This window comes from Muricoccus harenae (genome assembly GCF_009848505.1).
Taxonomy (GTDB): domain Bacteria; phylum Pseudomonadota; class Alphaproteobacteria; order Acetobacterales; family Acetobacteraceae; genus Roseomonas; species Roseomonas harenae.
Genome location: NZ_WWDL01000009.1, coordinates 27,522 through 45,339 on the forward strand (window position 1 = coordinate 27,522; position 17,818 = coordinate 45,339).

Below are 17,818 nucleotides of genomic sequence, written 5' to 3' on the forward strand. Positions count from 1 at the left end.
ATCAATCGCTCGTCTTTGCTTCCGCCGTCCGCGTGGCCGACTTCGATTGGCCCAGCTTGCGCAGGGCCGAGAAGGACCGAAGTGCATCCCGGATCGGAATGGCGGGGGTTCCCAGCACATCCAGCCCGGCAGGCACATCGGACATGACGCCGGCCTGGGCGCCGATCCTCGCCTGGTCGCCGACCGTGAGGTGCCCGGCGAGCCCCGCCTGGGCCGCCACGACCACGAAATCGCCGATCGCAGTGGAGCCGGAGATCCCGGCCTGCGCCACGATGATGCAGCCGCGCCCCGTCCGGACGTTGTGCCCCAGCATGGTGAGATTATCCAGCCGCGTTCCCGGCCCGACGACCGTGTCGTTGCCCGAGCCGCGGTCGATGCAGGCATTCGCGCCCACCTCGACCCCATCGCCCAGGATCACCCGGCCAAGCTGGGGCACAGTGACATGCTCGCCCTGTGCGGTGGTGAAGCCGAAGCCCTCGCTCCCGATCCGGGCACCAGGATTCAGCGTCACGCGGTCGCCCGCCAGGCAATGGGTCACGGTAACGTGGGAAAGGATGCGGCAATCGGCGCCGAACACGCAGTTGGGGCCAATATGGGCATGCGGCCCGATAAGGCTGCGCGGGCCGATCACCGCCCCATCCTCGATCACCGCATAGGGGCCGATCTCGCACCCTTCCCCGATCTCGGCTGTCCCTGCGACGACGGCGGTGGGGTGACGCCTGCCAGTCGTCGCCTGCGGCGGGTGGAGCGCGGCCGCGATGCGCGAGAAGGCCTGCAAGGGCGAGGGCGACACCAGGGCGATCATGCCCTCGGGCACCGCGTGCAAGTTCTCCGCGGCCAGCACGACGGCGCCTGCCCGGCTCTCCCTCAGCGACGGCAGCCAGCGCCGATGGTCCAGAAAGGACACGTCGTCCGGCCCCGCCGACTGGAGCGTCCCCACACTGGAGAAGAGACGCTCCCCGGTTCCTGCCGGCACGGCAATCCCGGCGGCCTCTGCGAGGCGCGCAAGCGGCAGGGGACCGGCGGTCGGGTGGAAGCGGGAATCCGCTGCCACGAGACTACCGGCGTTGCTGCTGGGCGGGAGGCTGGGCAGGCGCCTGGGCGGGGCGCTGCGCGGGGGCTTGGCCGCCCTGCTGACCGGACTGGGCCGCCGGCTGCGCCGGAGCCTGGCCATCCGGCGGCAGGTTCACGCTGCGCAGCACGCGGTTCACCTGCTGACTGATCTCGTCCGTCAGGTCGAAGGGCGCGTCATTGAAGATCACCAGCGGGCGCGGCAGGACGAGGTTCACGTTGCGGCTAGCCGCCACCTGGCGCACCACCACGGCCATCGCCTGCTCGATCTCCTGCAGCGCGGCCTGGGCTACCTGCTCGATCGCGCGGGAACGGTCGCGGAAGACGCGCTGGCTGTCGGTAATCCGCTCCTGCAACTCCCGCTCCTTCTGGCGGAGCTGGTCGGGATTCAGCGTCGTGCGCTGGTTCGCCAGGGCCTGCTGCTCCTCGCGCCAGCGGGTCTGCTCACGTTGCAGGTCCTCGTTCAGCTTCTGGCGGCGCTTCTCAATTTCTTCGCGCACGCTGTTGAAGGCGGTCGAATTCCGCTGAATCTCGGGCACGTCCACGATGCCGATCACCGCGGCCGGCGGCGGCTGACCGGGGGGTAGCGGCGCAGGGTTGGGCTGCGGGCGCTGTTGCGGGCGCTGCTGCTGGGCTTGTGGCCGCGTCGGCTGGGCCTGCGCCGGGCGCGGCTGCGCCTGGGCCGGACGCCCCTGCGGCGGGATGAAGTAGCCGGGATCGGATTGCGCCAGCGCGCCGCCTGCAGGCGACAGCACCGGGATGAGGAGGGCAGCGAAGGCGGCGAGCGCAGGGCGCGCGGACATCATGGGAACTCCAGTCTTCTTCGTTCTCAGAACCGCGTGCCGAAGCCGAAGCGGAAGAACTGCGTCTCGTCGTAGGACTTCTTCACCACGGCCTGGGCGAAGTCGAGGTTGATCAGCCCGAACGGGCTGCGCCAGGACACGCCAACGCCCGCGCCGACGCGCGGCGAGGAGTCATCCACCACGCCCGCGCCCGAAGAGGAGCCGCTCAGCCCGCCGATATCCACGAAGGCGCGGCCGGTGATGCCGACCTCCTCCGGAAGCGGTAGCGGGAAGCGGAACTCGGTGGTCTGGGTGTAGAGGAAGCGGCCGCCGAGGCTGTCCTGCGTCGCCAGGTCTCGCGGGCCGGCGCCCGCCGTCTCAAAGCCGCGCAGGTTCTCGCCGCCGAGGAAGAAGCGGTCCACGATCCGCTCCCTCTTGCCGCCGAAGGATTCCAGGATGCCGACGGAGCCGGTGATCGCGAGCACATAGTTTGGGTCGCCAAGGAGACGCTCGAACGGGATGTAATAGGCACCGTCGACCCGCGCGCGGACATAGTTCACGTCGCCGCCCAGGCCGGCCACGTCGGTGCCAAGGCGGATCAGGTAGCCGCTATGCGGATCGAGGCGGCTGTCGCGGCGGTCATAGGTGAGCGTCTGGCCGATCTGCGACAGCAGCGTCGTGCCGAGCTGCTCGCGGATGTAGAGCGACGCATTCGGATCGACGTCGAAGATGTTGCGGTTCGACAGGGTATAGGCCCAGGACTGCCGCAGGTACTCGTTGAACTCGTAGCCCGCCCGCAGCGAGAAGCCATAACGGCGCTCGCGGTAGCCCGAGTAATCCAGCAGGTCTCGCGTGATGTAGAACACGTCCGCCCCGAGCGCGAGGTTGCGGTCGAGGAAGGACGGATCCGTGACCGACAGGTCGAGCTGGCTGCGGCGCTCCGCGAGCACGCCGTTGATGCGCGCGTCAATACCCGTGCCGAGCAGGTTGCGCTCACGCAGACCCACATCCGCCAGGGCGCCGGCGTCCGTCGAGTAGCCGCCACCGAGCGACACTTCGCCCGTCGCCCGCTCGGTGACGTTGGCACCCAGCACCACACGATCCGGGGCGGAGCCCGGGTTGCTGGAGATGGTGGCGTCGCTGAAGTAGCCGAGGTCGCGGATGCGCTGGCGCGAGCGGCGGACCTGAGCGGCGTTGAAGGCGTCGCCCTCGGCCAGGCGGAACTCGCGGCGGATCACGCGGTCCTGGGTGCGGACATTGCCCGTGATGTCGATGCGCTCGACATAGAGGCGGTTGCCCTCCTTCACCTCGAAGGTGATGTCGACCGTGCCGGCTTCCGTGTTGCGGACGATGCGCGGCGTCACCTCGACAAAGGGCGCGCCGAGCTGATTGGCGCGGTCCGACAGGGTTTCGGCGGTGCGCTCCACCGCGTCACCGTCGTACCAGTCGCCGGCCGAGACATCGACGCGGTTCTGCAGCTGCGCCGCCGTGACATTGCGCAGCGAGGAGGTCGTCTCGACCTTTCCGATCCGGTAGCGGCGGCCCTCGTCGACTGTATAGGTCACGAAGAAGCCGGAGCGGTCGGGCGAGAGCTCCGCAGTGCCGCCGGTGATGTTCACATCGGCATAGCCCTGGCGCAGGTAGAAGCGGCGCAGCAGCTCGCGGTCGAAGTTCAGGCGCTCGGGCTCGTAGGTGTCGCTGCTGCTGAAGGGCCGGTACCAGGCTGCCTCGCGCGTGGACACGATCTCCTTCAGCCGGCTATCGGAATAGGAGCGGTTGCCGACGAAGTTGATGCGGCTCACCAGGGCCACATTGCCTTCGGCGATCTCGTAAACGATGTCGACGCGGTTCTGGTCGAGCTGGATGATCTTCGGCTCGACGGTCGCGGAGAGCCGGCCGCGCCGCGCATAGATCTCGATCAGCCGGTTGCGATCCGCCTGCGCCGCCTGCGGCGTGTAGACCGAGCGTGCCCGGAGCTGCACCTCGTTGCGCAGCACGTCGTCGTTGAGCTTGCTGTTCCCTTCGAAGGCGACCCGGTTGACGATCGGGTTCTCCTCGACCTGCACCAGGATTCGGTCGCCCTGCCGGCCGACGCGCACGTCGCGGAACAGGCCGGTGGCGAAGAGTGTGCGGAGGGAGCGATCCAGTCGGTCCTCCTCGAAGGCGTCGCCCGGCTGCAGCAGCATGTAGGAGCGGATCGTCTCCGCCTCGATGCGCTGATTGCCCTGGATGTCGATGCCCTGGACAATGCCGGAGGCCGGGCGGGCAGCCGCCGGACGCTGCGGGGCGGGGCGGCGTTGCTGCGCCTCTGCACCGGTCGCCGCGACGACGGGAACCAGGCAGGTGGCGGCCAGCAGAAGGGCCCGGGAGAAAGGCATGACGTGCAAGGCGGTTTCCTGTGCCGGCGGTTCCGGTTCGCGGGGCCGCAACCTAGCGGCAAGGGCCGCAGCTTGCCACCCCCGCGAAGGTTTGCGCCCCAGCGTCCGGAAAAAACTCGCCGTTCAGCCGAACAGACCGCCCACCCAGCGGAAGAGCCCGAAGCTCGCAAGGTCATTCCATGTCGCGAAAATGAACAACGTCGCCAGCACGGCCAGTCCGGCGCGGAAGCCGTACTCCACCGCCCGCGGGGGCAGCGGCCGCCCACGGATGGCCTCCAGCGCGTAGAACACCAGATGCCCGCCATCCAGCACGGGAATCGGGAAGAGGTTGATTAGGGCCAGGTTCACCGAGAGGATCGCCATGAAGGAGACGAGGCTGGAGAGGCCCAGGCTCGCCACCTGCCCCGAGAGCTGGGCAATCCGCAGCGGCCCGCCGATCTCCTCGGAGCCGCGCTGGCCGGAGATCATCTGCCAGATGCCGGCCAGGGTCTGCACCGTGACCTCGGCCGTGTAGGAAATACCGCCCCAGATGGCCGTCAGCGGGTCCGTGCGCTCATAGGAGGGCACACCGCCACCGATTCCCAGCATGCCGACCGGCTGCGTGCCCTCGGCCGCGCCAGGGCGCGGTGTCGGGACGGCGGTGACGGTCAGCTCCTGCCCCTCCCGCTGCAGCCGGATGCGGACGGGCTGCCCGGCGCGCGGCTGAATATGAGCCTGCACCTGCTCGAAGCGGCTGACGGGGTCATCGTCCAGCGCCAGGATCCGGTCGCCCGGCTGCAGCCCCGCCGTCTGGGCCGCGCCACCCGCGACCACGGACGCGACGGTGGTGGTGCCCACCGGCCGCCCCACCGCGATGAACAGCGCGGAGAAGAGCACCGCGGCCAGGACGAAGTTCGCGATCGGCCCCGCCGCCACCACGATGGCGCGATCGCCAACCGGCTTGTCGTGGAACCGCGGGCCGCGGGGGTCATGCTCTGGCGCCACATCGGCCGAGTCGGTCACATCGCCCGCGCCTTCCTGGCCATAGAGCTTCACATAGCCGCCGAGGGGCAGCCAGCCAACCTGCCAGTCCGTACCGCGCTTGTCGGTCCAGGCGGCAAGCGGGCGGCCAAATCCGATGGCGAACTTCTCCACATGAATGCCGCGCCAGCGGGCCGCGGCGTAGTGGCCGAGCTCGTGGAAGAAGACGAGCACGCCCAGCACGACCACGAAGGCCAGGATGGTGCGGAAGGGGTCGGGAAGGAAATCCACCTTGGTCTCTCTGGTTGGGCGGCTCGGAAGGGGCCGGGTTCAGGCGTCGCCGGTGCGTGGGCCGACCTAATTCGTCTTTGTTCAGACGGCTTCGCGAAGCCGTCCGGCGATCCGTGCGGCTGCCGCGCGGGACTCGGCATCGAGCGCCAGCACCGAGTCCAGCGCCGCCACCGGCGGAGCGCCGAGCTGGGACATGGTCTCCTCCACCACCCGGGCGATCTCGAGGAAGCCGAGACACCCGGACAGGAAGCGTTCCACCGCCACCTCATTCGCCGCATTCAGGATGGTGGGGGCCCCACCCCCGGCAAGCAAGGCCTCCCGCGCCAGGCGCAAGGCCGGGAAGCGGATCGCGTCGGGTGCGGAGAATTCGAGCCGGGACAAGGCGGCCAGGTCCAGCCGCGGAACATCGGCCTGCATGCGACCCGGCCAGGCCAGGGCATGGGCGATGGGCGTGCGCATGTCGGGCGTCCCGAGCTGGGCGAGCAGCGAGCCGTCGGCATATTGCACCAGCCCGTGCACCGCGGATTGCGGATGGACCAGCACCTCGATCCGCTCGGCCGGCACTGGGAAGAGCCGCGCGGCCTCGATCAGTTCCAGTCCCTTGTTGAACATGGTGGCGCTGTCGATGCTGATCTTGGCGCCCATGGACCAGACCGGGTGGCGCACCGCCTGGGCGGGGGTCGCGTCCCGCATCTCGGCCTCGGAGGCGGTGCGGAAGGGGCCGCCTGAGGCGGTCAGGATGATCCGCTCCACCATGGTGGGGTCGCGGGCGTCGAGCGCCTGAAAGATCGCGTTGTGTTCGGAGTCCACCGGAAGGATGGTCGCGCCCGTCGCCTCGGCGGCACGCAGCACGATTTCGCCCGCGCAGACCAGCGCCTCCTTGTTCGCCAGGGCCAGGGTGCCGCCGCGCGCCAGGGCCGCGAGGATCGGCTTCAGCCCGGCGGCGCCGACAATGGCGGCCATGGTCCAGTCCGCCGGGCGGGACGCGGCCTCGATCACTGCCGCCCCCCCCGCAGCCGCCTCGATGCCGCTTCCGGCAAGCGCCTCGCGCAGGGCGGGCAGGCCGGCGGGGTCTGCCAGCACGGCGATGCGGGCCCGCAGGCGGCGGGCCATGGTGGCCAGGGCCGCCGCGTCACGTCCGGCGACCAGCGCCTCGACGGCGAAGGCGCCATCCGGCGCCGCCTCGAGCAAGGCGGCCGTGCTTCGGCCGACCGATCCGGTGGCCCCGAGGATGGTGATGCTCCGGGTCATGTCAGCGCCCTTGAATCAGCGCCAAAGTGCGCCACCGTAGCCGATCAGCAGGGCCAGGATCATCGCGGCGGGCGCAGCCGCGAGCAACCCGTCCAACCGGTCCAGCAGCCCGCCATGCCCCGGAATCAGGCTGGACGTGTCCTTGACCTTGAAATGGCGCTTGATGGCCGATTCCAGAAGATCCCCCGCCTGGGTCGCGACCGCGAGCACCGCCGCCGCCGCCGCGGCTCGCCAGGGGCTGCCCGGGGCGAGGTGTACCGCGACGACGCTGCCGATGCCCATGGCCAGGAGCAGCCCGCCGGCCGCGCCCGTCCAAGTCTTGGCCGGCGAGACCTGCGCCCAGAGCAGCGGTCCGCCGAAGGCCCGGCCGGCCAGATAGGCCCCGATGTCGCTGGCCCAGACGACCAGCAGCAGGAAGAGCAGGTTCGCCCGCCCCGCCTCGTTCTCATGCCGCAACTCGATCAGGCAGAGCCCGGCAACGCCGATATAGAGCACGCCCAGCGCCAGGCGCAGCGCCGGTTGCCCTGGGCGGTCCCGGCCACGCAGCCGCTCCGCCCAGGCCCAGGTCAGCAGGAAGCCGGCGAGCAGCACGAGCCAGGAGGCCAGCGGCAATTCGAGTACAGCCAGCGTGCCAGCGAGGAAGACCGCGACCGGCACCCCCGCCCCCGGCATCTTCGCCGTCTTCAGGCCGCAGAGATGGACCCATTCCCAGGTGAGGATGGCGGCCCCCAGGGCCAGCAGCACAGTATAGGCATTGGCGCCGAGCCAGACGCAGAGCAGCGCGGCGGGCGCCAGCAGGATGGCCGAGAGCGCCCGCTTCCGGAGGTCCCGCCAGTTCTTGCCCGGCTTCGCGGTCGCCTGGGGTGCGGGGCTCGCCTCGCTCACCGGGTCAGCCCGTCCGGGCGCCGAAGCGGCGATCGCGCCGGTGGAACTCGGCCACCGCCTCCCGCAGGTGCTCCGCACCGTAATCGGGCCAGAGCACTGGCTGGAAGACCAGTTCAGCATAGGCGCATTGCCAGAGCAGGAAGTTCGAGATGCGCGATTCGCCCGAGGTGCGGATGATCAGGTCCGGGTCCGGCATGCCGGCCGTATCCAGATGGGCGGCCAGGGCCGCTTCGTCGATCGAAGCCGGGTCGATTTCGCCGGCGGCGGCGCGGCGGGCCAGCGCCCCAGCGGCCTTCGCGATCTCCGCCCGCCCACCATAGGACAGGGCCACATTCAGGTTCAGCCGCGCATTGCCGGCGGTGACCGTCTCGGCCTGCTCGATCTCGGCCTGCATGCCCGGGCCGAAGGCCGATCGGTCGCCGATGATCCGCAGCCGGACGCCCTGCTCCACCAGCTGCCCCACCTCGTGCCGGAGGTAGTGGCGCATCAGCCCGGTCAGGTCGCGCACCTCGTCGGCGGGGCGGCGCCAGTTTTCGCTGCTGAAGGCGAAGAGGGTGAGCCAGGAGACGCCCAGCTCCCCGGCCGCCTCGATAGCGCGGCGCGTCGCCTCCGCCCCGGCCTTGTGGCCCAGCGCGCGCGGCACACCACGGGCCGCGGCCCAGCGGCCATTGCCATCCATGATGATCCCGACATGGGTGGGGGCGGGGGGAGTCGTCTCTCCCCTGTTCCGAATGGGCTGGCTCGCGGCGCTCATGGGTTCGGGCGGCTCAGACGGCCTTGATGTCCTTTTCCTTCTCGGCGAGCTGGACATCCACCTTCTTGACGTACTCGTCCGTCAGCTTCTGCACATCGTCCGACCAGCGCTTGGCATCGTCCTTTGAGATCTCGGACTTGGTTTCCCAGCCCTTGATCTGCTCCATCCCGTCCCGACGCACGCCGCGGATCGAGACCTTGGTGGCCTCGGCGTATTTCGCCGCCTGCTTCGCCAGGTCGTTGCGGCGCTCCTGCGTCAGCGGCGGCAGCGGCACGCGGATGACCTGCCCCTCGGCCTGCGGGTTCAGTCCCAGGTTGGCATCGCGGATCGCGACCTCCACCGCCTTGGTGACCGACTTGTCCCAGACCTGCACCGAGAGCAGGCCGGGGCCGGCAATGGAGATGTTCGCCACCTGGCCCAGCGGCTGGTTGGTGCCATAGGCCTCGACGCGGATCGGCTCCAGCAGCGCGGGGCTCGCTCGGCCGGTGCGGAGGCCGGAGAACTCCTTGCGCAGTGTCTCGAGCGCGCCGTCCATGCGGCGGACCAGGTCCTTGCGAAGCTCGGTGAAGTCGGCGGGCGCAGCCATGGCGGATCCCTCAGCTCTCGTGAACCGTGGTGAATCGCCCCTCGCCCTTCATGACGGCGGTGAAGGCACCCGGCTCGTGGATATTGAAGACGATGATCGGAAGCTTGTTCTCGCGGGCGAGCGAGATGGCGGCTGCATCCATCACGGCGAGGTCGCGCGCCAGCATGTCGAGATAGGTCAGCTGCTCATAGCGCTCGGCGAGCGGATCCTTGCGCGGGTCGGCGGTGTACACGCCATCCACCTGCGTGCCCTTCAGCAACGCGTCGCAGCCCATCTCGGCGGCACGGAGGGCGGCCGCAGTATCGGTGGTGAAGTAGGGATTTCCCGTTCCGGCGGCGAAGATCACAACCCGCCCCTTCTCCATATGGCGCTCAGCGCGCCGGCGGATGAAGGGCTCGCAGAGGCTGGCCATGGGGATAGCGGATTGCACGCGGGTCGGCACACCCGCCTTTTCCAGCGCGTTCTGCATGGCGAGGGCGTTGATGACGGTGGCCAGCATGCCCATGCCGTCAGCCTGGGCTCGGTCCATACCGGCGGCGGCGCCGGAGACGCCCCGAAAGATGTTGCCGCCGCCGATCACCAGCCCAACCTGGATGCCGAGCTGCGTCACCGAAGAAATATCTTCGGCGATGGCGTTCACCGTGGCGCTGTCAAGGCCATAGGAGCCCTTGCCCATCAGGGCCTCGCCCGAAACCTTCAGCAGGACACGCTTGTAGCGGAGGCTGGTCATTCTCGTTGGCGGTCCCGGGGGCTGGCGAAGTTAATCGCGCCCAACCGTTCCGGCAAGGCGCCGGCCCGGCGGGCGGTCTTGTGGCAGTGGCCGACGGGCGCGCTGCGTCCGGCGGAGGATACCGAGACTCCCCATGGGCTGGGGGCCGGGAGACGGAGCCATGAGGCGTGGCCGGGCAAGCGGGTCGCCCGGCCGGAGGCTCAACCGCCGGTGCCGGCGGCGGCAGCCACCTCGGCGGCGAAGTCGGACGTCTCCTTCTCGATGCCCTCGCCGAGCTGGAAGCGGGCGAAGCCGACCAGCGTGGCGCCGGCCTTCTGCACCACGGCCTTCACGCGGCTCTCGCCGTCGTGCACCCAGACCTGCTCCAGCAGCACCACTTCCTCGTAGTACTTGCGGATGCGGCCCTCGACCATCTTCTCGATGACCGCGGGCGGCTTGCCGGAGGCCTGGGCCTGCTCGGTCAGCACCGCGCGCTCACGCTCCAGGGCGGAGGTATCCACGGCGGAGATGTCCAGCGCCTCCGGGCGGGCGGCGGCGACATGCATGCCGATCTGGCGGCCCAGCGTGAGGACGGCGTCCCCGCCATCGGCAGCCTCGAGGGCGGCCAGCACGCCGATCTTGCCCAGGCCCGGCTTCACCGCGCTGTGGACATAGGTGGCGACGGCGCCCGAGCCGACCGACAGCACCTTCGCGCGGCGGATCGTCATGTTCTCGCCGATGGTGGCGATCAGGCGGGTCAGCTCCTCAGCGACCGTGTGGCCGGCACCCGGATAGGCGGCTGCCTTCAGGGCCTCCACATCCTCGCCGGCTTCGAGGGCAATCTTCGCGACCGTCTCGACGAAGCCCTGGAACTGCTCGTTGCGGGCCACGAAGTCGGTTTCGGCATTCACCTCGACCATGGCGGCCTTGGTGCCGCTGCTGGCAACGCCGATCAACCCCTCGGCGGCCACGCGGCCGGACTTCTTGGCGGCGGAGGACAGGCCCTTCTTGCGCAGCCAGTCAATCGCGGCTTCCGCGTCGCCGTTGCTCTCAACCAGCGCCTTCTTGACGTCCATCATGCCCGCGCCGGTCTTCTCGCGCAGGTCGCGGACCATGGCTGCCGTGATCTCGGCCATCTTCGTCTTCCCGTCCTATGGCGCGCCTGGATCGACGGGGGCGGCCCCCCGCCGTCACGCGGCGCGGCGTGTATGCGTCACGCCGGGGCGGCAATGCCACCCCGGCGCGTTCAGGTCATTGCGAGGCCGGGGCGGACAGGCCCGCCGCCGGCCGGCAGCGATCAGCCGGCGTTGTTGCCGTCGTCGCGGTTGTTCTGAACCATCTGCTCCAGGCTCTCGGTATCCACGCCAGCCGTCGGGCTGGACTGGGCGCCGGCCAGGACCGGACCGTCCGCAACCTCGGCGCCGCCGAGCGTCTCGGGGATCGCGCCGGCACCCGGCAGGACATCCTCCTCCGGCAGCGCATCGACCGGCAGGTCGGCCTGGGCGCCGACATCGACGCCGGAGGCCTGCAGCTCGGCGGAGATGCCGTCGAACACGGCGGCGGCCATCATGTCGCAGTAGAGGTTGATGGCGCGGATCGCGTCGTCATTGCCCGGGATCGGGAAGGCGACGCCCGACGGATCGGCGTTGGAATCGCAGACGGCGATCACGGGGATGCCGAGCTTGTTGGCCTCCTCGATTGCCAGCTTCTCCTTGATCGTGTCGATCACGAAGATCAGGTCGGGCAGCCCGCCCATCTCGCGGATGCCGCCGAGCGCGCGGTCAAGCTTCTCGCGCTCACGGGTGAGCATCAGGATCTCCTTCTTGGTGAGACCCTGGGTGTTGCCGGCGAGCTGCTCGTCCATCTGCTTCAGGCGCTTGATGGAGCCCGTGATGGTCTTCCAGTTGGTGAGCATGCCGCCCAGCCAACGGTGGTTCACGTAGTACTGGCCGCAGCGGGTCGCGGCCTCGGCCACGTAGTCGGCCGCCGCCTTCTTGGTGCCCACGAAGAGCACGCGGCCGCCGCCGGCCACCACGTCACGGACGGTGCGCAGCGCACGGTCCAGCAGGGGGACGGTCTGCTGCAGGTCCAGGATGTGCACCTGGTTGCGCACGCCAAAGATGTAGGGCGCCATCTTCGGGTTCCACCGGCGGGTGTGGTGGCCAAAGTGGACGCCGGCCTCGAGCAGGCCGCGCAGGGTAACGTCGGGCATCGCCATGATGGCGGTTCCTTCCTTCCGATTGATCCGGTTGGGCCTCCGCGGCGCTGAACCCCGGATATCCCGGGGACCGGACCCTGCCGCTTATCTCGGAAGGGCGCACCGCGTGCGGATTTGCCGGGCGCGGGCAGGGCCCGCGTCCGACGGGCGGCGATATGGCATGGAGGGCCGGGCTGGGCAAGGGTTGCCCCGCCCCTCCGCCTTAATGGGCGAGGGCGGCGTCCAGCTTCGCCAGCGCCTTTTCCTCCTGTGGCGAGATGCCGCTGAGCAGCCCGAGGAAGCCACCCGCCGCCTCGGCGACCTGCCGGGCGCGGCCCATCACCTTGTGCCGCAAGGCGATCCGGACCTCTGGCGCCAGGGCATGGACGTAATCGGTCCAGGCCGCGAGCAGCCCTGGCGGCGGAGCGGAGGCAAGCCAGCGCGAGAGCAGGTCCTGCCCCGCCGCATCCAGCCCGGCGTCCCTGGCCGCGCGGAGGATGGCCTCCTTCTCCTTGTCGCACACCACGCCGTCCGACCAGGCCACGATGACAAGCGGGACCAGGGACAGGGCCGCAACGGTCCGGCTTCCGAACCCCAGGGCGACCAGGCGGTCCAGCAGGACCTCGTCCCGCAGCCCGGAGGCTTCGGCCAGCTTCTCCTTCTCCGGGCGGTCCGGGTCGGAGGCATGCAGCTTGCGGATCAGTTCATCGTTGTGCCGCGCGAAATACGCCTCCTCCAGTGCCCGGCGACGCTCGTCCAGGAAATCCTTGCTCATGGGTTGCTCCCGGATATCTCGGCGCGCCCGCAGAAGGGCGCCCATGAACTACATGGGACGGCGCCGCCCGCCGTCCAGCGGCAGCGCCTGGGCGTATAGGGGCTGCAATGGCAGTCTTCCGGCCCCTCCAGCCACGACAGGATCCCGAGCCCTAATGAGCGCAGCAATCTCCTCCGCCCTCGCCGAACGCTATGGCAGCCCGGCCGCGGTGCCCCCGCTCGGCCCCAGCAACGCCGTGGTGGAGAGCCTGCTGAGCCACCGCGCGGTTCGCGCCTATCTCGACCGCCCGCTGCCGCCGGGCACGTTGGAGACGCTGGTGGCGGCCGCGCAATCCGCGCCCACCTCTTCCAACATGCAGGCCTGGAGCGTGGTGGCGGTGCAGGATCCCGAGCGGAGGTCCCGGCTCGCCACGCTGGCGGGGAGCCAGGGCTTCATCCGCCAGGCGCCGCTCTTCCTCTGCTGGATCGCGGACCTGTCGCGGCTGGAGCGGCTGGGAAAGGCCGCCGGACAGCCGCTGGAGGGGCTGGACTACCTGGAGAGCTACATGGTCGCGCTGGTGGATGCGGCCATCGCCGCGCAAAACGCGCTTGTGGCGGCGGAATCGTTCGGACTGGGCACAGTCTATGTTGGCGCGCTGCGTAACCACCCGCGCGAGGTCGCGGATGAACTGGGCCTGCCGCCAAATGCCTTCGCTGCCTTCGGCCTCTGCATCGGCTGGCCCGATCCGGCTGTGACGGCGGCGGTGAAGCCACGCCTGCCGCAGTCCCTGGTACTGCACCGGGAGCGCTACGAGGCGCCGGCGGATGAGCCTCGCTCGATCGCCGGCTATGACGATGCGCTGGCGGACTTCTCGGAACGCAACGGCATGGGGCGCAGCACCTGGTCCGGGCGGATGCTCAAGCGCGTGGCGAGCGGCGCTTCGCTGAGCGGCCGCGACACCATGACGGCGGCGCTGAAGGCCATGGGCTTCGGGCTGCGCTGAGCCGGGCAGGCCCGGGGGATCGCCCCGGGCCTGTTGTTCTAGTGTGCGAAGGCCTGCTCCAGCCTCGCCAGCACGGCTTCCTCCGCGGGCGAGACCTTGGAGGCGAGGCCGAGGAAGCCGCCGGCCGCCTCCGCTACCCGCCGGGCGCGCCCCAGCAGGCTGAGCTTCAGCGCCCGCCTCGCATCCTCGCCGAGACCGGCGGAGGTGGCCTTGATGTAGTCCGCCCAGGTCTCGACCAGCTGCGGCGAGGGGCGGTTGGCCAGCCAGCCGGTCAGGAGCTGGTAGGCCGTCCCGCTACGGTCCAGCCCCGAATCGGCGGCGGCGGAGAGCAGCGCTGCGCGCTCCTTCTCGTCGATCGATCCATCGGCCCAGGCAACGGCGACGAGCGGCACGAGCGAAAGAGCGGCCAAGCTGTTGCTGTTCAAGCCCAGCCCGACAAGCTTCTCCAGCAGCGCCGGGTCGGTGATGCCCGAAGCGGCGGAAAGCGACTCCTTCTGGGTATCCGGCGCCGCGCCTTTCTGCATGCGGCGGATCAGCTCCGCATCCTGCTTTGCGAAGAATGCCTCCTCCATCGCGCGGCGGCGGTCGTCCAGGAACTCGTGGCTCATTCGTCGCTCCATACTGCGTCGGTCAGGTCGGTCCGGCCTTGGCCGGATCATTCAGATGGGGACGGCCTGACAGAAGATGGAGGCAAGATTACGCCGCCTCCACGGTCTCGACGCCACGGATGACCTTCAGCGCCTGGGCAAGCCTTGGCGAGACGTTCCAGCGTCCCGGCAGGGCCAGCTCCACCTCCTGCCCCGGACCGGTGCGGGGAACGAGCACCACCTCCCCCTTCCCCTTCCCTTCCCGCTCCAGCAATGCGCGGAGCGGGTCCAGCGCCTCCATCGAGGCGATCTCGATTCGCAACCCCTGACCAACCGACTGGGCGGCGCGCTCCAGCGGTTCGCAATCCAGCGCTGTCAGCCGCACCGCCTCGCCATCGGCGCGGACCTCCGAGGTGAACATCACCGCATTGCCCTCGGTCAGCATCTCCCGGCACTTGCCGAGAATTTCCGAGAAGCAGGTCACCTCAGTGCTGCCTGTGGCATCCGAAATGCGGACCCAGGCCATGCGGCTGCCGGTCTTGGTGGTGCGCTCCTTCGTGCCGATGATGGTGCCGGCCAGCTTGAGCCGCGCGGCGCCGCCCTGGGCGCGCTCCGTCATCTTCGCGATCGGGCAGACATTCAGCTTCCGCAGCACCTCCTTGTAGGCGTCCAGCGGATGCGCCGAGAGGTGGAAGCCGATCGCCTCCGCCTCCTGGGAAAGGCGATCGAGCTGGGGCCAGTCCGGCATGTCGCGCAGGCGCAGCGGCGGGGTGTCGGGGGAGGCGCCTGGCGCGCCGAACAGTCCGATCTGCGCGCTGCCGCGATCCTCGGCGGCGGCCTGGGCGCGGCGCAGGATCAGCTCGGCCCCATCCGTCACCCGCGCGCGGTTGGGATCGAGGCATTCGAAGGCGCCGGCGCGGGCCAGGTTCTCCACCTGCATTTTGTTCAGCTGCTTCGGGTCGACCCGGTCGGCGAAGTCGGACAGCGAGCGGAACCGGCCACCCTCGTTCCGCACCCGCACGAGGTCCTGCATGGCCGCCAGGCCGACGCGCTTCACGGCCGCCAGGGCAAAGCGGATGGCCTGCTTGCCGTCCTCGCGCTCCTCCACCGCGAATTCCGCCCGGCTGGCATTCACATCCGGCGGCAGCACCTTGATGCCGAGCCGCGCCGCCTCCGTCAGATGGGAGGCGAGCTTGTCGGTATTCGCCATGTCGAGCGTCATCGAGGCGGCGAGGAAGGCGACCGGGTGGTTCGCCTTCAGCCAGGCTGTCTGGTAGGAAATCAGCGCATAGGCGGCGGCGTGGGACTTGTTGAAGCCGTATTCTGCGAAGCGCTCCATCAGGTCGAAGATCTCGCCGGCCTTGTCCTCCGGGATGCCGCGTCCCGTGGCGCCTTCGATGAAGATGGCGCGCTGCGCCTGCATCTCCGAGCGGATCTTCTTACCCATGGCACGGCGCAGCAGGTCGGCGCCGCCCAGCGAATAGCCCGCCAGCTCCTGGCTGATGCTCATCACCTGCTCCTGGTACACGAGGATCCCGTAGGTCTCCTCCACCAGGCTCCGCATGGCGGGATGCACCGGCTCCCAGGCCTGGCCGTGCTTGCGCGCGCAATAGGCCGGGATGTTCGCCATCGGGCCCGGGCGATAGAGCGAGACGGCGGCGATCAGGTCCTCGAAACGGTCCGGACGCATCATGCGGAGGACGTCCCGCATGCCCTGGCTTTCGAACTGGAACACGCCGGCCGCATCGCCCTTGGCGAGCATGGTGTAGGTCCGCTCGTCATCCAGCGGGATGGCGGTCAGGTCGATGGTGATCCCCTGGGCCTTGAGGATGTCCACCGCGCGCTGCAGCACGGTGAGCGTCTTGAGGCCGAGGAAGTCGAACTTCACCAGCGACGCGCTCTCGACGTATTTCATCGAATACTGCGTCACCAGCATATCGCTGCGTGGGTCGCGGTAGAGCGGCACAATCTCGATCAGCGGCTTGCGCCCGATCACCACGCCGGCGGCATGGGTGGAGGCGTTGCGATACAGGCCTTCCAGCTGAAGGCCCGTCTGCATCAGACGGTCCACGTTCTCGTCCGTCTCGCGCATCTCGCGCAGGCGCGGTTCGCCATCCAGCGCCTCCTGCAGCGTCGGCGGCTTGGCGGCGTTGAACGGGATCAGCTCGGCGATCTTGTTCACCTGACCGAAGGGCATGCCCATCACGCGGCCGACGTCGCGCACCACCGCCTTCGCCTGCAGCCGACCGAAGGTGATGATTTGCGCGACGCGGTCCTCGCCATATTCGCGGCGGACGTATTGGATCACCTCGTCGCGGCGGTCCTGGCAAAAGTCGATGTCGAAGTCCGGCATCGAGACGCGCTCAGGATTCAGGAAGCGCTCGAAGAGCAGGCCGAAGCGCAGCGGGTCGAGGTCGGTGATCAACAGGGCCCAGGCGGCGACGGAACCCGCGCCCGAGCCACGGCCCGGTCCGACGGGAATGTCTTGCTCCTTCGCCCATTGGATGAAGTCGGCCACGATCAGGAAGTAGCCCGAGAATCCCATCTTCTCGATGACCGAGAGCTCGAACTCCAGCCGCTCGCGATAGGCGGGCCGCTTCTCCTCGGGGGTTTCCTGCGCGTCGAGGCGCTTCTCAAGCCCACGCTTGGCCATGTCCCGCACGGTTTCGGCTTCGGTCATGCCGGGCTGCACCTTCGGGCAGATCGGCAGCTCGGGCTTCTTCGTCTCGGCCATGACGGCGCAGCGGCGTGCGATGGCAAGGGTGTTGTCGCAGGCTTCCGGCAGGTCGTGGAAAAGCTTCCGCATCGCGGCGGGCGGCTTGAACCAATGCTCGGCCGTCAGCCGGCGACGGTCCGGCTCCGCCAGTGTCCGACCTTCGGCGATGCAGAGCAGCGCATCATGCGCCTCATGCGCGGCGGCGGTGGCGAAATACACGTCATTGGCGGCCACGATCGGCACGCCGGCCGCATCGGCGATGGAGAGGAAACCCGGCTCCACCGCACGGTCATGCTCGGTGCCATGGCGGGTCAGCTCGACTGCCAGATTGTCGCCATAGGCCTCGCGCAGCGCGGCGAGCAGCGCCTCGGCCTGGGGCCGGCGTCCTTCCGCCAGCAGGCGGCCAAGCGGGCCGAGCGTGCCACCGGTCAGCAGGAAGACGCCCTCGGCATGGGCGCGGAGCTGGTCGAGATTGATGGCCGGCTTGCCGGAGGGGTCTTCTCCCAGCCAGCCGAGGGAGGAGAGGCGCTGGATGTTCTCCAGCCCCGGCTTGCTCATCGCCAGCGCCACCACCGGATCAGGCGGCAGGCGCGCGGCCTCCGGCCGCTCCGGCTCCCTGGCGCGGGCAAGCCAGAGCTGGCAGCCGATGATCGGCTGCACCCCTTCCTTGGTCGCGTACTGGCTGAACTCCAGCGCGCCGAACATGACCGCCGTATCGGTCAGGGCAAGTGCCGGCATCCCGTTCTTGCGGGCGAGGCCGGGGAGCTTGTCCGCTTTGACGGCGCCCTCCGCCAGCGAATAGGCGGAGTGGACATGGAGATGGACGAAGCTGCCGGACATGGGAGGGAATATAGGCGCTCCCCCTCCCCGGCGCAGGCGATTCCGCCATGCCGG

At 69.6% G+C, this 17,818-nt stretch carries 14 protein-coding genes and 1 pseudogene; 1 reads left to right on the forward strand and 14 read right to left on the reverse strand.

Annotated features, from left to right (window positions below; all coding sequences use genetic code 11):
* Nucleotide 1: 1 nt before the first annotated feature.
* The 12 genes and pseudogenes from lpxD to GSE44_RS08675 all read right to left on the reverse strand — a co-directional run bounded on the left by lpxD (nucleotide 2) and on the right by GSE44_RS08675 (nucleotide 12,639).
* Nucleotides 2–1,054, reverse strand: a complete 1,053-nt coding sequence (gene lpxD, locus GSE44_RS08620) for a UDP-3-O-(3-hydroxymyristoyl)glucosamine N-acyltransferase (RefSeq protein ID WP_235924645.1) — start codon at nucleotides 1,052–1,054, stop codon at nucleotides 2–4.
* A gap of 4 nt (nucleotides 1,055–1,058) precedes the next feature.
* Nucleotides 1,059–1,874: an OmpH/Skp family outer membrane protein gene (locus GSE44_RS08625; RefSeq protein ID WP_235924646.1), complete on the reverse strand. Its 816-nt coding sequence runs from the start codon at nucleotides 1,872–1,874 to the stop codon at nucleotides 1,059–1,061.
* A 26-nt stretch (nucleotides 1,875–1,900) separates the two neighbouring features.
* Entirely contained in the window at nucleotides 1,901–4,231 is a 2,331-nt protein-coding gene (gene bamA, locus GSE44_RS08630; RefSeq protein ID WP_159348495.1) for an outer membrane protein assembly factor BamA, read from the reverse strand.
* A gap of 123 nt (nucleotides 4,232–4,354) precedes the next feature.
* Nucleotides 4,355–5,482, reverse strand: coding sequence for an RIP metalloprotease RseP (gene rseP, locus GSE44_RS08635; protein ID WP_159348399.1), 1,128 nt, complete (start codon nucleotides 5,480–5,482; stop codon nucleotides 4,355–4,357).
* Nucleotides 5,483–5,563: 81 nt separating this feature from the next.
* Nucleotides 5,564–6,733 (reverse strand): 1-deoxy-D-xylulose-5-phosphate reductoisomerase, encoded by a 1,170-nt coding sequence (dxr, locus tag GSE44_RS08640; RefSeq protein ID WP_159348400.1) that lies wholly within the window; start codon nucleotides 6,731–6,733, stop codon nucleotides 5,564–5,566.
* Nucleotides 6,734–6,748: 15 nt separating this feature from the next.
* A complete protein-coding gene (locus tag GSE44_RS08645) occupies nucleotides 6,749–7,618 on the reverse strand; it encodes a phosphatidate cytidylyltransferase (protein ID WP_235924647.1) in 870 nt (289 codons plus the stop codon).
* 4 nt (nucleotides 7,619–7,622) lie between these two features.
* Nucleotides 7,623–8,372: a polyprenyl diphosphate synthase gene (gene uppS, locus GSE44_RS08650; RefSeq protein ID WP_159348402.1), complete on the reverse strand. Its 750-nt coding sequence runs from the start codon at nucleotides 8,370–8,372 to the stop codon at nucleotides 7,623–7,625.
* 13 nt (nucleotides 8,373–8,385) lie between these two features.
* The gene (gene frr, locus GSE44_RS08655) at nucleotides 8,386–8,958 is read right to left on the reverse strand and encodes a ribosome recycling factor (protein WP_159348403.1); all 573 of its coding nucleotides are present in this window, start codon (nucleotides 8,956–8,958) and stop codon (nucleotides 8,386–8,388) included.
* A 10-nt stretch (nucleotides 8,959–8,968) separates the two neighbouring features.
* Nucleotides 8,969–9,688, reverse strand: a complete 720-nt coding sequence (gene pyrH, locus GSE44_RS08660; RefSeq protein ID WP_159348404.1) for a UMP kinase — start codon at nucleotides 9,686–9,688, stop codon at nucleotides 8,969–8,971.
* Between the two features lie 200 nt (nucleotides 9,689–9,888).
* Nucleotides 9,889–10,803, reverse strand: coding sequence for a translation elongation factor Ts (gene tsf, locus GSE44_RS08665; protein WP_159348405.1), 915 nt, complete (start codon nucleotides 10,801–10,803; stop codon nucleotides 9,889–9,891).
* A gap of 305 nt (nucleotides 10,804–11,108) precedes the next feature.
* A pseudogene (rpsB, locus tag GSE44_RS08670) lies at nucleotides 11,109–11,885 on the reverse strand (30S ribosomal protein S2); the annotation flags it as partial.
* A gap of 202 nt (nucleotides 11,886–12,087) precedes the next feature.
* Nucleotides 12,088–12,639, reverse strand: a complete 552-nt coding sequence (locus GSE44_RS08675) for a hypothetical protein (RefSeq protein WP_159348407.1) — start codon at nucleotides 12,637–12,639, stop codon at nucleotides 12,088–12,090.
* A 154-nt stretch (nucleotides 12,640–12,793) separates the two neighbouring features.
* On the opposite strand from GSE44_RS08675, the gene GSE44_RS08680 reads away from it, so the two are divergent.
* Nucleotides 12,794–13,621 (forward strand): NADPH-dependent oxidoreductase, encoded by an 828-nt coding sequence (locus GSE44_RS08680; RefSeq protein WP_159348408.1) that lies wholly within the window; start codon nucleotides 12,794–12,796, stop codon nucleotides 13,619–13,621.
* Nucleotides 13,622–13,659: 38 nt separating this feature from the next.
* Here the strand turns inward: GSE44_RS08680 and GSE44_RS08685 are convergent, their stop codons facing one another.
* Nucleotides 13,660–14,229: a hypothetical protein gene (locus GSE44_RS08685; RefSeq protein ID WP_159348409.1), complete on the reverse strand. Its 570-nt coding sequence runs from the start codon at nucleotides 14,227–14,229 to the stop codon at nucleotides 13,660–13,662.
* A gap of 88 nt (nucleotides 14,230–14,317) precedes the next feature.
* Nucleotides 14,318–17,764 (reverse strand): DNA polymerase III subunit alpha, encoded by a 3,447-nt coding sequence (gene dnaE, locus GSE44_RS08690; RefSeq protein WP_159348410.1) that lies wholly within the window; start codon nucleotides 17,762–17,764, stop codon nucleotides 14,318–14,320.
* Nucleotides 17,765–17,818 lie beyond the last annotated feature (54 nt).